Origin of the sequence: Methylocucumis oryzae (assembly GCF_000963695.1) — a bacterium.
GTDB classification, from domain to species: Bacteria; Pseudomonadota; Gammaproteobacteria; order Methylococcales; family Methylomonadaceae; genus Methylovulum; species Methylovulum oryzae.
This window is the reverse complement of the sequence record NZ_LAJX01000039.1, coordinates 1-15,588: the sequence shown is the minus strand read 5'-3', so window position 1 is coordinate 15,588 and position 15,588 is coordinate 1. Positions and strand designations below refer to the sequence as shown.

Sequence of the window (15,588 nt, the reverse complement as noted above, 5' to 3'; positions counted from 1 at the left end):
ATAAGGCATTACGGCCTGGTGTGATCGGATGCCACGCTAAATCCTCACAGGTTTTTGTCATATCAACCACTAAGTTACCACATAAACGTTCATACAATGCGCGCCGTCCCAGCACAGAAAAAACTTGCTCTAGCCATGAAATGGGCACAAAAAACAATCTTGGTGTTACATTTAGACCCTCAGCAATCAGTCTAATCAACGTTGGCGTAGACCAATCTTCACCATCGCTGACTAAGAACACACGATTCTTGGCCGCCAGATGACTTAAACAATGAATAATTAAATCGACTAAATTGCCAACAAAGACCAAACTGCGCTGATTATTAACCGCAGCGAATGGCAAAGGCCAACCTCGCTTAACCGCATAGACTAAACGATAAAAGTTAGCCTGCACACCTAGCCCATAAACCAACGGCGGCCTAATCACTAGCCACTCCATACCTGACTGACTCGCAATCGCCTGCAAGCCTTGTTCTGCCTCATATTTTGACCTCGCATACGCATCTCCAGGCTGCGCCGGACTATCCGCCGTCACAGCACAGCCCGGCAATGTCGTGTCACCATTGACTTTAATCGAACTGATAAAAATAAAGCGTTTAACACCACGCTCAGAAGCCTGCCTGGCTAAATTTAAACTTCCCTGTACGTTAACCGAGTCTAATTCAGCCAATGCTGCGGGTGAGGTATTTGAAACATGCGCTCTAGCGGCTAAGTGCACGACAACATCAACGCCGCTTAAGGCATCATGCCAATCCGTATGCGCATCAACACATTTAACATACCAACGCGAAAAACAAGATTGATGCTCAACAGCAGACATCGAGCGGCTACAACCGATAACTTCGTAACCCTTTGCTGCAAGCGTTAGGCTTAACTGTGTCCCAATAAATCCTCTTGCGCCAGTTACTAAAATTCGCATCATTGTGAACCGTTAAAAAAACTGATAACCCCATTTATTAAAATACTTGAGCGCACTTATCAACATAACACACGTCATGCGCCAACTTTTTATAAGCCGCGCGCTGCCATAAGTGCATCACACTGGCATCGGCACAATAAGCCGTTCTATAACCCGCTAATTGAACCTTACGACATAAATCGACATCTTCGAAATATAAAAAATATCGAGTATCAAAACCGCCTACTTGCCGTAACACAGCGGTTCGGCAAAACATAAACGCGCCAGATACAAACGGCACATCACAAGATAACTCGTAACCAACATCCAACATTAGATAGCGATTCATGCGCTTTTCTAAGCATTTTTTTACCCTCTTTGGCGCGAGTCTACGCAATGCCAAATCGAATACCGTCGGTAAGCGGTGGTTATTGGCTTGCAAACGACCATCACTATAGTTAAAACGCGGGCAAACCAAACCTATATCCGGATGGTGCTCCATATAGTCAGCCAAAATCTTAAGCGTATCAGGGTTAACAACAATATCAGGATTGCATAACACATGGTATTCACTGCCAACACAGGCGATGACTTGATTGTGTCCAGCCCCAAAGCCGACATTAGTCTGGTTTTCAATCAACCTAACCCGGTCAATACCAGGCAATGTTTTAAGCACACTAGCAGTATTATCCTCAGAAGCATTATCAACAATGTAAACCTGCACTTGTTCCGATTGCGCCAAAATCGATGACAGGCAATCCTGAATTAACTCTGCATTATTAAACGTGACAACAGCCAACGAAATTTTTGCCATCACTAGCTCCTTTAAGACCCGCTATTTAAACAGAATAATCTAAACATGCGCAGATAAAAACCAACGCTTTATCTCCGTTTTAAAGTCTTTTCCAGTCAGCCCCGCAGTGTTGCATATCTTCGCTATACAAAACTGAGCAATTATTCTCAAGTGTGGTTGTAATAATCAGCGCGTCGTAAAAAGAAAAACTATGGCTCTGGCTTAATTGTAAAGCGTGTAGTTGGGTTTTTAGGGGAAAACTAACCGTATTGATATAAGCAATTCGGGCAATGATAAAATTAAAGATATTGAGTGACGCAAACAATGCAACTCTTAACGCCTACACATCCTATCAGCACACCTTACCTTAATCGCGTTATTCTGACGTATGACGCCTCTGTTGAATAAACGCCTCTATCTGTCCCGGTTGACGAGCGCCACGCGCTAGCCATTCTACCTGCCATTCGGTAACACGCTCGCCTTTTTCATGGATAAACTCATTAGGACTGGGTTCGTTAATCCATTCCCATTGCCGTATTAAAACTAACGGCTGTTCTGCACCTTCAAAATGCTCAGCAAATGCTAATGCCTCGTCATAGCTTGCAAACGCGTAGTAATAATCTTCACCATCAAACTCATCCGGGGCGCCGCGCTCGGGATGACACCAAACTCGATATTCTAAAACGTCATCAAAAAAATAACCGCCACCTGATTTGGCATAAGCCGGATATTCACCGACTAACTCAGGGCTGACCGCGCTAGGGTACGTGTTCATGTCTTACCTCATTGATGATAACTCGTTAACAAAAGCTTAACCTAACCTGAACGGCTTCACAAATCGGTTAATAAATAGCTGATTTCAAAAATAAAAGGCAATAAATCACACCCATATCCCATAGAGTTTGTCATCTTATTCCTGGGCAACACACTGCCTTTCAGAACAACCAGGAGCCAAACCATGAACCCAATCCAACGCTTAATCCCCGTTTCATCTTTAACAGGAGTGTAGCCATGATAAGCGATAAAGCACAGTATTTACTCAAGCACCATAATCCCATCAGAGAAAGTCTGTTTTCGATTATGTTAACTCTGGCCTTCGCGCTGATTTTGTCGGCTTATGCGTATGCCGACCAAGGTAAACTAACCAACTTAGTCGTCGCTAATTTAAGTCCAGCGTTCAACCCTAATATTAAACAATATACAATTCCTAAAACTGCAAACTGCTCAGTTCCTGTCACTGCTACACTCGCAGATACCAGCTTAAAATTGTATGTTGCCAATAGCCAAACCATTAGCGGTGCTACCCGCAATGCTTGGGTGTGCGATGGCGCGACGAAAATTGATGTGGTTATTTATCAAAACTGGACTGAAGTCGATAGATATACCATCACACCTGTGCAGCAACAACCGTTACCGCCTCCGCCGCCACCGATTGATGGTAAGCTGACTAGCTTAACGGTAGCCGGTTTAAGTCCTGCGTTCGACCCGAATATCACCGAATATACCGTTGCGCAACCGGCTAACTGCGCATTACCGGTAACAGCGACAGTGGCAAATCCGACTAACCCGAATTTAAAACTGTATATCGCTAGCAATCCAACTAGCAGTGGCGCAACGGTTAATGCCTGGGTGTGCGATGGTCATACTAGCGTCGATATTGTGATTTACGATGTTTGGAATGAAGTCGGTCATTATACGATTACCACCACAGGCATGATGCCTGACCCAAATCCCGGCACACCTGGCGATAATAATTCGGGTAATAATAATGGCTCAAACAATAATACGACTGAAGCGAATCCCAGTGCAGAGCCTAATCCAGCTTTACCTGCCTTACCTGTTCCAGCATCGGTCTCACAAGCGGAAGCGTTACGCTTTTTAGAGCACGCTAGCTTTGGTCCAACACCGGCGCTAATCGCCGAGGTACAAGCGGTAGGCCCGGCCTACTGGATGGCACAACAAGCCAATTTGCCTAAGACCACGATTGATGATGCGTTGGATATTAACCAGTTATTCAGTCATCAATTCTTGCAAATGCATAATGGTCAAGACCAATTACGCCAACGTATGGTGTTTGCACTCAGCCAAATTATTGTCGTATCTGCCAACAAAAATATTTACGGCAACGAATTAATTCCTTATGTGCGTTTACTGTATAAACACGCCTTCGGTAATTACCGTTCGCTACTACGCGATATAAGTTTAAGTCCTGCTATGGGTAAATACTTAGATTTAGCCAATAGCATTAAAGCGACGGCTAATACGTCGCCGAACGAAAATTATGCGCGCGAGCTGATGCAGTTATTCACTATTGGCTTAACGCAATTAAACCAAGACGGTAGCGTCAAGTTGGATAACCAAGGTCAAACGATACCAACGTATGACCAAAATAGCTTACGCGAAGTCGCGCGTGCGTTAACGGGCTGGACGTATCCTACCCAACCAGGCCAAACGGCTAATTCTACTAACCAAGAATATTTTGTCGGTTTAATGGAGCCTAGGCCGCAAAATCACGACACCGGCGCGAAAAACCTGTTAAGCGGCGCTGTTGCTCCTGCTGGACAGTCCTTAAGCGATGATTTGGATTCCGTAATCGATAATTTATTTCAACACCCCAATATCGCACCGTTTATAGCGACACGGTTAATTCGTGCATTAGTCACCGACAACCCAAGCCCAGGCTATATTCAACGTGTTGCCGATGTCTTCGTCGATAATGGCCAAGGTGTACGCGGTGATTTATGGGCAGTTGCTAATGCCATCATGACCGATGTAGAAGCGACTAGCGCGCCAACTGCCGATTCAGGTCGGTTAAAAGACCCGTTATTGCATGTCATTAGCATGGGACGCGCACTGAATGCCAGCGTCACCGATCCTAATATGTTTATGTATATTTTCCGTAACTTAGGTCAACAAGTGCTAACACCACAAACCGTATTTGGCTTTTATTCACCGTTAGCACCACTACCCGGCCATCCTGAGCTGTATGGGCCTGAATTCCAGATATATTCACCTGGATTAGCCATAGAACGCGCTAACTTTATTTACCAAATCTTAAGCGGTCAACTCGGTGGCTCGTTTAGCATTAACACCAGTGCGTATTTAGCCGTTGCCAATAATGCCAACGCGTTAGCGGAATTAGTCAATCAACAGTTAATGTTTGGCCGTATGAGCAATGAACTTAAACAAATCATCGTCAATGTCACTAACACAACGCAAGGTGACAGTAATCGAGTGCTAGGCGCGCTGTATTTAGCCGCGATTTCTAGCGAATTCTCTGTGCAATACTAACGAGGGCCTCATCATGAAACATCAACACAATCCGCAACGCCGCAGCTTTCTCAAACTCAGTGCCGGTTTAAGCTGTTTAAGCATGACGGGGGTAGGCGCTGGTCTGTCTATGATGTCGGGCCATGCGCGAGCTTCCACCGTCAATGATTACAAAGCCCTAGTCTGTGTTTATTTAGCAGGCGGCAACGATGGTAATAATTTAATCGTGCCGTTGGGTGCTACGCACTATAACGCTTATCAAGCGATTCGTGGCAATCTAACGTTATCGGGTAATGAGTTATTAACCCCGATTAGCGACGGCAACGGTAACAGCTATGCCTTACATTACGGCCTAGCCGAAATGAATCCTTTGTATAACAGCGGAAACCTAGCATTTTTGTTAAACACCGGCATGTTGCAACAGCCGATTAACAAAAAGCCAATATCAACAAGGCGTTAACACGCCTAGTAATTTGTTTTCACATTCCGACCAAGCGCTACAAATGCAAACCGGTCAGCCGTATGCAAATGGCACGGGTTGGGGTGGACGTTTACTGGATGCGCTAGGGGGTAATCAAGACACGTTAGCAGCGGTTTCCGTTTCGACACCGGCGTTATTGTTACAAGGCAGCAGTGTCAGCGGTAACGTCATTGCACCCGGTACCAATTTAAGCTTGTCAGGTATGTCGATATGGCCGCAATCTGCAGCCTTGGCGAGACGTCAAGCCGTTAATCAAATGCTTGGCTTAAATGGTGGTAGCCTTATCCGACAAGTCGCTAATCAATCGATGTCAGATGGCCTAGCACTTGCCGATGCCTTAGCGTCTAACGCAAATTTACCGGCATTAAGTACAACCTTCCCTGGTACGAGTATTGGCAATCAGCTTAAAGAAGTCATGCGCTTAATCCGTATCCGTTCGCAAGCAGGCCCAGGGCGGCAAGTGTTTTTCTGCACCCTAGGTGGCTTTGACACGCATAGTGGTCAAGATTGGCAGCATTGGAGTTTATTAAGCCAATTATCACAAGCACTCGCCGCATTTTATAACGCCAGCCAAGAAATAGGGCTTGCGCAAAATATTACAACATTTACCGATTCTGAGTTTGGTCGTACTTTACAATCCAATGGTTCGGGTAGCGACCATGCTTGGGGTAATCATCAAATGGTATTAGGTGGTGCGGTGATAGGCGGTATTATTGGGCAAATGCCAGAATTTAGCTTAAACGGCCCTGATGATGCGAATGGTCGCGGAGTTTGGATACCCAAAATAGGTACGGCGCAAGTCGGTGCTACGCTAGGCCGCTGGTTTGGCGCTAGTGATGACGAGCTAGCGCTAGCCTTCCCTAACCTAGCGCTGTTTAGTCAAAGCGATTTAGGCTTTATGGACGTTCCGGCCTAACTAAAGGAGACTATGCCAAGGATGGCATTACCTATGGTTAACTCTTCGGCTTATTTTTCTTAGTGTCTGCATCGCCGCTGCCTAAATAATCGACGCTTATCACACCGAGCTTAGCGCTTTTATCGGCGTTATCGTCTTGGGTGTCTTTACTCATGTCGGCAGAAGCTTGCGCGACTTGGTTGACACTGGCATTTAAATTACTGACATTGCCTAAGCCTGCCGCCAAGCTACCGGCCGATGCGGCGGGCACACCAGTAGACACACCGCCAACTTGGATATTGTTAGCGCCTAACACGGATACCGCTGAAATCGTCACGTTATTACCGCCAATACCGGCTTCACCTGCGTTAACCACGCCTTTAGGGGCAAACAAGAAGACGTCACCGGCCGTATTACCGACTGTTGCTGAGGTACGAATACCGCTACCGGATACCACAGCCGACGGCGTAATGACTAAGTTACCAAATTCGTCGAAGGATACCGTAGGTGCCGGTGCCGAAATCGCTGATTTAGCTCCCCTACCCGCGTCAATATCGCCTTCTGATGACCAAAGCAAAATATCACCACCACCTAACGCAAATACCCGCGATTGGTTTACCACAAAGTCATCATTAACAAATGCGTTAATATCGCCGCTGGCTTTAACAACAATACCTAAGTTACTGGCGTCTTTGGATAAAAAGCTCGATACGGCTAAACCGGCGTTAACACCGCCGCCAGGGACTAATAAGTTAATATCGCCACCTTGCCAGGTTTGTATTTGACTAAAGAATAAACTAATGTCGCCTTTCCAATCCGTACCTGGGAATAAGGTTTCTATTGCTTCAAAGCCACGCTCGTTACCGGCTGTTGCATCAGAAGCAGACGCGGTTCCAGCCAGTTTTAATTCGTTATAAAACACTTTATTGACTAATGCGTTTAATTGCGGTTGTAACACTAAATAATCTTGCGGATTGAGTTTTGCAAATTCAATCAACGCCGCCTCATCAGTTAATGTCGTATCACCTAAACGTTGCTGCATAAACGGGGTAATCAAGGCTTTGATTTCGCTTAATTGTGTTTTATAGGTCGTCTTGGTTAACGCGTTTAACTCGCTTTGAATCGACGCGTATTGGTCAGCGCTTAATACTCTAAAACGCCGTTAATGCCTCGGTTTCGGATAATTCAGCATTACCGGTGCGTGTACGCATAAAATCGGTGACTAGCGTTTTAAATTCGGGATAGTTGTCAGCATACTTCACAATATCGACAAAACGCTGAGTAATCCGCATCGCCTGAGTTTAATCCAGCGATTAAAGTGGCATTAGCGCCTTTATCGGAGGACAAGAAACTGTTAAACGCATTCGCTGTGGTTAAAATACCGTTGGATGAACCTAAGTCGATATTACGCCCCGCTTTGATTAACACGTCTCCGGTGCCCATGATGTTAATACCGTTAACGTTTTGTGTGACTTCGCCGTTCTGACTTCTCACACTGGTATAGACTAAATCACGACCCGCCGAAATGATGGATACATCATCTTCATTGACATGTTGAATCGTTAATAACGTGTTTTTAATATCATCACCGCTTTGGACGATGGCTTTTTTCGGTAAATAAAAGCCTAACGAATCAATATCGCCTATTTTGCCATTTAAGGTCACTAAGCGAACCGGTTCGTCGTCGCCGGTATGCACTGGCGTGGTCGCATGTATTAATCTTTGTAAATTTAATGGACTAAGCCGTTCGGCTGCATCTTTTAAGCTGGCCTTACTGACCGGAAACTCATAATGCGGCAATAAACTGGCATCCGCATCAGACATGTTAAACGCTATCGTATCGCTGGTAGAGGTAATATTGTTAGCCGCAAAAATGCTTAAATTACCGGTTGAAGATGGGTACAAGGTTATGTCATTTTCTATATAAACGCTGCCACCAAATGCCGTCGTCGCCAACGAGGCCGGGTAAATTTTTGACACTAAGCCTTGGTTATCAGTTTGGCTAAAGCCAGTTTCAGTCCCTATCACACTGGTATCGGCACCTAAACTAATATCGCCCGCTAAGGAGTTAATCGTTAACGCACTATCCGCGCCATAGCTAAAGAAATTAGTGCTACCAGAATGTAATACCATCGCATCACTAACCGCCGTTAAGCTCACATTACCACTGGCATTAAGCGTAAACGTAGAATCCCCCATTAACAACTGCGGGCCTTGGCTAAACACTAATTTATCAGTAGCGCTAGAGTTACTGCCAGTTATATCGCCACCCGCCGAAACGGTAGCTTCGCCTTGGCCTAAATAATAGGTTCCGCCAGAAATATCGCCACCGGCGTTAATCCGCATAGTACCGCCGCCGTTAATAACCACTTCATTAGGCTTGCTATTATCAGCGGTTAAACCGTTTTGATACAGTTGCTTGCCGGTCGTTGGCATGACGACGGTTAAATCTTGAATATCGCCACCGGCATTAATATCGACTTTACCGCCACCAAACGAGCCAATATTTTGTTGGAATTGATTTTTGGTTGCATCAGTAGGTCTGCCTAAATCGACATAACCTAAAGCGACACCCCATGCGGTTGGTTTTTCGCCGCTATGCGTAGTGCTATCGGTCCAGTTACCTATGCGTAATAACCAATTATTAATAAACTGATCGCTGACTGCACCTACCACATTGCGGCCGGCATTAATCGATAATTCGCCGCCGTCTACCGGATATTCACTAAACAACACGAAGCCTACTGCATCATTGCTGAGTGCGCCATAACGCGAGTTGCTTTCCGCCCTACCTGCGCTGTAAATCGTAGACGTTTGGTCGGTTAACACCACATCGCCACCGGCATTTAAACGAATATCACCGGTACCGGTACGCACAGTGACACCACTACCTACCGTTAAATGGCTTAGCGCAGCCGTGGCATTAGTATCTGCACTGGTTAAATCGGCACCGGCGGTTACTTGATAAGACCAAGAGTCGTCGGTTTGCAACATATCGCGCACCACTAAGCTACCACCACTCTCCAACGCTAACGTACCATCTTTAAAGCCATCGGTTAGCGATTGATTAAATTGAATATTACCAGTGCTATTCAAGATTAACTGACCCGATAACGCACGCAAGCTCGCGTTAGTCGATTCGTTATCATGCGCATCGGCAAAATCCCAACGACTATTGAGGCTAAATCGCCTTTGTAATCGATTTGTACAGCGGCGCGTAAGCGTATGCCTTGACCTAACGCATTGTTCACTTTATTCATCATCGCCGCCGTCATATACGCATCGGTATCGGCGTTGATTTGATTAATCACGTTGGCATTGATTTCACCGGTACTCGCACTGAGTGCATCAATAGCCGCTGTATCGTATTTTTTGACCCCTTCAGCATAAAATGCGCTATAGCCTTGCGTAACGACTTGACCGTCTTTAATCTCCGCCGCTTGCTGAGCATAACCGGTCACTTTACCCTCCAGTGCATCAATGTTAATACCCTCATCGGTGCGTAACGCGCGTAAAATCACTTGGCCGCCGGATGCGTCATCGCTACCGCTGACATTAATTTCTGAGCCTTGCTGTAAGCGAATACCGCTAGTGCCATCGTTATCGCTGTCTACCGATGCTAATAATACTTTACCGCCGGTAGCGCCTTGTGCCGTTAAGCGTGCGCCATCAGCTAACACAATATTATCGCCAGCGTATAATTGAATCTTACCTGCTTCGCCGCTGTTATCAGCATTCACGGTGCCGGCCAGCTTAATAGAGCCGGTATCGGACACTAGCGTAATGCGATTCGCTTTAATTAATTGACCTGTCGCTTGCTCAATATCATCTTGACGCACTCGGAAATATAACTGGTCTGAAATACCTGCCGTGGTTAACGTATTCATTAAGCTATTAAAATCGGCATTGGCGCTATAAGACGCCACATCAATTTCCGCACTGCCTTTAACTGCTTTAATCGAGCCTAATAACTCGACATTTTTTTGTAACGCTTTTAACGTTAGCTGGCCACCAGAGGCATTGCCACCACCGCTACTAATATCGACCAACGAACCTTCTGCTAAGGTAATTTGGCCTTGGTTCGCGGTAGCGCTGAAACTGCCGCCCGGCGTATAAACAATCTTATCAGCAAACGTGACACCGACACCGGCTAAGTTAATGTTAGATGACTCACCGACATGAATCGCGTTTTTCAGCGCCGTTAAGCCTAAGCTCCCCGAAGGCATTAAGACATTAGCGTTAAAATCAATCGCGTCGGCAATAAAATTAACGGCACCACCTATGCTCACCGAATCAGGTGCACTCGCGGCGCTATTGGCTAACACAGTCAGCGCATGACCACTGGCATCAAAACGTCAATAATTTACCACCTGTACCTGTGATATAACCGGCGCTTAACGTGGTATCGCCTGAAACGGTCACGGTTGCATCGCCCACCGCATTAATACCTTGAGCGACGTTAAGATTAATCTTATCGAATCCCGTTATGGCAAAATCACCTTCACCTTGTTGGTATTGGTTTGCAGCAATCTCTAAGCGTTGCTGTCCGCTTCCAGCTTGCGTAAGCTCTGCATTAGCACTGTTTTCAATTTGTAATGTATTTGCTGCAAGCTTAACTACTTGCTCACTGTTGCCGTGCCCGACAAATCCAGCCGCATTTAATTTTAATTCATCAAAACTAATCGCCGATAATTGACCGCTTGCGTCCGTTAAGCCTACATCGCCATAAAAATTAATCGCTTCTCGGCTGGTTAATGCTAATTGGTCAACCGTTAACTTCGCTAATTTATCATTGCTTAGATTTAATGCGGTATCAGGCAAGCCAGTGACATCACCAATATTAATGCTATTCGCTTTAATGCTTAACGCACCACCGTCCATGACAATATCGCCAGCAACCACCGTGGTTTTGCTGGAATCTAATAACATTGACTGTTCAGCGGTTAATAACGCGCCGTCACGAATCAATAAATCACCACTGGCACCGGAATCGGCAGTATGATTTAACGTGATTTGTTTATCGGCCGATACTCTGAGTAACGCGCTGTCACCGGTAACATTAAATACGCTATCACCGGTATTGACCTTACCCGACGCGTTGATTTCAGCCCCGCTTAACACTTCCACTTTATCGCTAGCCGCAACGACTAAATCGGTAACCGATACCTTAGCATTCGTGTCAAACACGACTTCGCTAGAAACGACGTTGATATTGGTATCGCCAGAGGTTTTATCGATACTACGCGTGCCACCCAAGAACAGACTATCAACACCTAATTGAGTAATATCATCGGCTAAGATTTCCAATGTGCCTTGTGTTGGCGTGGCACTTAAGGCATTAACGATTTTTAAGCGATTCGCGGCAATATCCATGCGCGCGCCACGCCCGGACGAATCCACTTTAAACTCGCCATCAAGTAATAATTCTTCTTGCGCAGCGATAGAAATTTGCCCGCTATCCATAGGCAAAATAGGCGCAACCGTTTCGTTTTCAGCGGCTAGATTAGCGTAAAAAAGTATCGGCTTTTTGCTCGTCATATTCTGAGCGTCTACGAATCTGGTTGCCGGTTTCGACTAAAAAGCCTGAAGTGCGTGAATCCTTACTACCGCTTCCAGCATTAAGGAAATAACCTGACACCACCGGTAAACCAGCGGTGCTATACGTCGTTCGTGCTTGGTCAACGCTATTCGATTGTGGCGTCACCAAATACGCGCCAGGCAATAAAGCATAATGCGCCGGTAAAATGGTATATTCGCCTGCCGGTAAATCACCTACGCCACTTAAATACACTTTAGAGCCTATCGCATAGTCAAAACCTGTCGATTGCAATGGGTCATACGGTGCTAAGTCACTATCAAGACTCGGTACTACGGCGAAACCACCTTGATAAGACGCGCTATTCATATCAAGATAATCATAAGAACCGCCAGAACCGGGTAAAAACTCGTAAGCGTATAAGTCACCACCACCTGACACATCCACAACACCACCTTTCTCAATCACAATCGATGGTGCCGATAACGCTAATTGTTTCTCCGGTGGTGTTGAGAAGACTAAATTACGCGTACTGTCTAAAGGATAAATCCAATCCAAGCTACCTTGAATCAAACCAAACGGAATTAATTGCCCATTGCCCGATACCGATGTCGTGCTATTAGCACCTAAGGTTAATGTGTTTGATGCCAGTAAATTAATCGTGCCAAACGGTGCTTTAACTACGCCATTTTGAACAATATTAGGTGCAGATAACGTCAGTTGACCCGCAGCCGATAATGGCGCGCTAGCGCTATGACCACTGTTATTAATCGCCAGCGTACCGTTAGCATTATTTTCTATCGCAAAGGTAAACTTGCTTAAGGTCGTAGGATAAACCTGACTAGCGCTAATGTTGATATTAGCCGCTGTCAGCATTTCACCCGCATAATCACGGGTATCATTACTGCCCGAAGCGCTTAATAAGCCGGTGACACGTAAGTCATTCGAGCTGTTTAAATTAATTTCACTAAAGCCATTCCACAACGACGCGCCTATTAGCTCCGTCCAGGTCGAATTGGCCGTCAATACACCAGCGCCCGTTTCTACCGAACGGTTATCATCGACTTCTCTGTCTAAGCTAGAGCCCAGTTTTAAATAAGCGGTATTTAGCGTTACATTAGCCGCATTCGATTTCGTTGCATCGGCTGACCAAGTGATTAAATTACTATCAATATCAATGCTTTTTGCCGCAGATAACGTCACATCACCGACAAAATCCACCGAACCGGTATAAGGCACTTGCTCATTTGCAGCAGCGCTAGGGTTACTTATCGCGTTCGGGTCGTTTCTGACGTTTAAATGCAAATCCGAAAAACCGCCTGCCGCTATTTCATCGGCACTGACCTCAATATGACCGGTATGAGTCGACGAAATGACATCGCCGAATTGTGCATCTGCGTCTAATAAAGTTTTATCGTGTTGTACAACATTAATGGCAATATCGGTATCCGCCAGTGGTCTATCAGGATTGACGTTACGCAAGGTTCGATCTAACGCAATATCTAACCGCCCAGCTTCATTGGTGTTGCTACCTGCACGTCCAGTTAACTGCCCATCTAACACCGCGCCTTCAGATGCTGACAGCGTAATCTTACCGGCATCAGAGCCTACCGTCGTGGCTTGATAATGGAAACCGCTAGTGCTGTTATCAGCCACAGTTAAATCAAATTCGGCTTGTGTGCCTGACACATCTAGTTTAGAGCCTTGCTCTAAAATGATATAACCGCGCTCGGTGGTTAAATTAATTTCGCCACCCGCCAGCACTTCTCCCGCACGAAACCCTAAACCGTTGCTTGGATGTGTAACTACCGCTCCGGCTGTTGATAGCTCAGCATGTTCACCTAGCCAAATAGCCTGGCTCGCATCATACTCTAAGCCGCTATCGGCCTTAATCGCCATATTGATGGCACCTGACGGCGCGCTTATTGCTCCATCGACAAAAATACCGCCTGCCGATGTTTGCAGCGCTATCGTCGCATTATTATCAGCTTGAATACGGCTACCGGTCTCAAGCTTCAAATCCGTTAGCGCGGTTAAGCTTAAATCAACGCCATTGCGTAGATAATCTGGCAAGGTTTTCATTTGGCTAAAGCCATCCAATGATCTTGCGCTGGCTTGCTGTAGGAAATCGCCTTGTAAAATGTTATTTTGCTGTACAAGATTTAATTTTGTATCGGCGCTAACCGTTAAATCGCCTAAGGTACTGGTTAACTCGATTTCACTAAAACCAGCATCTTTGTTAAAGGCAAACTGACCATTATTAACCGCTAATTGCAAGCCAGAAAGATTTGGGTCATTGTTACCGATATGGATTTCAGAGCTAGCAATACTTAAACGCCCGCCTTGTTCTAACCCAGATGCAGACACGTGACCTTTTAACACCACATTCGCTAAATTCGCGTTACCGGTTGAATCGGCAGATAGCGAAATCGCACCACCGGTGCCTGCTGTTAACTCTTGGCTGATGTTTAACCAAGCACCACCGTCTGCTTTCAGCTCAGCGCCTTTGTTAATCGTTAAATCACTTTGTGATGCCAGCGTAATCTCACCGCCATCAATAGCTATCGCCTCGGTAGGGTCTACCTCGCCTAATGCAAAATCATTAATCCAACGCCCTGATACGTTTAACTCAGCGTTTTCACCAATATTAATCGTACCGGCAAGATTTGGCACTTGCGCGGCATATTCCTGCTTACTAGTTAAATCAATAGTACCACCCGCACTATCAATATCGCCCCAGACATTAATCTTACCGGCTTCTATGTCTAGTTCACCGTGTTCAGGCAACGCAAGCTTGGCATCACCGGCGACAGTCACCGCGCCTTGCGTCTTAATAGTTAGTTTTTCAACACCGGACCGATTCAGCAAGCCCGTCGATAAGATTAAGTCATTAGGCCGGGTTTTACCGGACGGGAAATGGTCATCTACGCCAATAACAGTCGTATCGGCTGCGGTTTGAAAAATTACATTTTGCGCTTGATTAACCTCAGTTTCATTGTTGATATACGGCGTCATATCAACCGTTAACGAGCCACCGAAAGCCACCGCTTCACTGCTACGTTGGTAGGTGCTGGCGACAGAACCTGCAACCAATTCACCGTTAAATAACGTTTTAGCCGCTGAAATATTTAAATTACCGGCGTCCAAGCCTTGGGTATAACCTTCCTCAAACCGACCTTGACCTAACATGCCGCGATTATCCCAAACTTGCGTCACACCCCATTTCTCATGAGTTTCAGTCACGACACCAAAAATTGCAGCATAACGCTGATTCGGGTCAGCATCGCTAATATCGACGACTTGCCCATATTCCGTAATGAGCTTAGTGGTATTGATAAAACCGGATTGATAATCAATCGAGCCTCCCGAAATATCAACTGTTGCACCACTATTAATAATGACCGAACCACTTGAAGTAAAATTAACTTCACCGCCAGTACCTAAGCGTTCTTCGATAGTGCGCTGAAAGCGCGCAACAGCACCGCTAGTATCGACAATATCCGTATCAGCGCGCACATCGATATAAACCGTTTGGCCTTTTAATATGCCATCTTTTTGGTATGGCGAATCGCGTAATTCAAAGCTTTGTACCGACATTTCTTGCACGTTGCGGCTAATATCAGCGCTAATATGCTTAGTACCTGATACATCAATAACTGCACCGGCATCTAGCACAATTCGACCTTTAGCCGCTTCAGTTGTGTTCTCTAAATCA

General features: G+C 45.8%; 10 protein-coding genes and 1 pseudogene. 3 read left to right on the top strand and 8 right to left on the bottom strand.

The genetic code is table 11. The features are described from left to right. The 3 genes from VZ94_RS04750 to VZ94_RS04740 form a co-directional block, all read right to left on the bottom strand. The coding region (locus VZ94_RS04750) for an NAD-dependent epimerase/dehydratase family protein (protein WP_082081396.1) at positions 1–922 on the bottom strand (922 nt) is incomplete at its 3' end. A 34-nt stretch (positions 923–956) separates the two neighbouring features. Continuing rightward, positions 957–1,712: a glycosyltransferase family 2 protein gene (locus VZ94_RS04745; protein ID WP_045778360.1), complete on the bottom strand. Its 756-nt coding sequence runs from the start codon at positions 1,710–1,712 to the stop codon at positions 957–959. Positions 1,713–2,067: 355 nt separating this feature from the next. After that, complete coding sequence (locus VZ94_RS04740; RefSeq protein WP_045778359.1) at positions 2,068–2,466, bottom strand: hypothetical protein; 399 nt, start codon at positions 2,464–2,466, stop codon at positions 2,068–2,070. 236 nt (positions 2,467–2,702) lie between these two features. Here VZ94_RS04740 and VZ94_RS22235 point away from each other — a divergent pair, with 236 nt between their 5' ends. The 3 genes from VZ94_RS22235 to VZ94_RS04730 are packed head-to-tail and all read left to right on the top strand — an operon-like array spanning position 2,703 to position 6,358. Further along, positions 2,703–4,982 carry a DUF1800 family protein gene (locus VZ94_RS22235; RefSeq protein ID WP_052700221.1) on the top strand — a complete coding sequence of 760 codons (2,280 nt, stop codon included), beginning with the start codon at positions 2,703–2,705 and terminating at the stop codon, positions 4,980–4,982. 13 nt (positions 4,983–4,995) lie between these two features. Beyond that, positions 4,996–5,421, top strand: coding sequence for a DUF1501 domain-containing protein (locus VZ94_RS30205; RefSeq protein ID WP_052700220.1), 426 nt, complete (start codon positions 4,996–4,998; stop codon positions 5,419–5,421). A 13-nt stretch (positions 5,422–5,434) separates the two neighbouring features. Continuing rightward, positions 5,435–6,358, top strand: a complete 924-nt coding sequence (locus tag VZ94_RS04730; RefSeq protein ID WP_052700219.1) for a DUF1501 domain-containing protein — start codon at positions 5,435–5,437, stop codon at positions 6,356–6,358. Positions 6,359–6,395: 37 nt separating this feature from the next. Here the strand turns inward: VZ94_RS04730 and VZ94_RS04725 are convergent, their stop codons facing one another. The 5 genes and pseudogenes from VZ94_RS04725 to VZ94_RS25770 all read right to left on the bottom strand — a co-directional run. After that, the gene (locus VZ94_RS04725; RefSeq protein WP_045778358.1) at positions 6,396–7,379 is read right to left on the bottom strand and encodes a filamentous hemagglutinin family protein; all 984 of its coding nucleotides are present in this window, start codon (positions 7,377–7,379) and stop codon (positions 6,396–6,398) included. 206 nt (positions 7,380–7,585) lie between these two features. After that, positions 7,586–9,460: a hypothetical protein gene (locus VZ94_RS04720; RefSeq protein WP_045778357.1), complete on the bottom strand. Its 1,875-nt coding sequence runs from the start codon at positions 9,458–9,460 to the stop codon at positions 7,586–7,588. Beyond that, the gene (locus tag VZ94_RS04715) at positions 9,436–10,662 is read right to left on the bottom strand and encodes a hypothetical protein (protein ID WP_045778356.1); all 1,227 of its coding nucleotides are present in this window, start codon (positions 10,660–10,662) and stop codon (positions 9,436–9,438) included. Before VZ94_RS04715 ends, VZ94_RS04720 begins: the two co-directional genes overlap by 25 nt. A 22-nt stretch (positions 10,663–10,684) precedes the next feature. Beyond that, positions 10,685–11,875, bottom strand: coding sequence for a hypothetical protein (locus tag VZ94_RS04710; RefSeq protein WP_045778355.1), 1,191 nt, complete (start codon positions 11,873–11,875; stop codon positions 10,685–10,687). Next, positions 11,841–15,588: pseudogene (locus tag VZ94_RS25770) on the bottom strand (hypothetical protein); the annotation flags it as partial. The pseudogene VZ94_RS25770 and the gene VZ94_RS04710, both read right to left, overlap by 35 nt.

Excerpts from the sequence above, each read along its gene's own strand:
- VZ94_RS04745 (WP_045778360.1), bottom strand. The coding sequence starts at position 1,712 with ATGGCAAAAATTTCGTTGGCTGTTGTCACGTTTAATAATGCAGAGTTA.
- VZ94_RS04740 (WP_045778359.1), bottom strand. The coding sequence starts at position 2,466 with ATGAACACGTACCCTAGCGCGGTCAGCCCTGAGTTAGTCGGTGAATAT.
- VZ94_RS22235 (WP_052700221.1), top strand. The coding sequence starts at position 2,703 with ATGATAAGCGATAAAGCACAGTATTTACTCAAGCACCATAATCCCATC.
- VZ94_RS30205 (WP_052700220.1), top strand. The coding sequence starts at position 4,996 with ATGAAACATCAACACAATCCGCAACGCCGCAGCTTTCTCAAACTCAGT.
- VZ94_RS04725 (WP_045778358.1), bottom strand. The coding sequence starts at position 7,379 with ATGCAGCAACGTTTAGGTGATACGACATTAACTGATGAGGCGGCGTTG.
- VZ94_RS04710 (WP_045778355.1), bottom strand. The coding sequence starts at position 11,875 with ATGACGAGCAAAAAGCCGATACTTTTTTACGCTAATCTAGCCGCTGAA.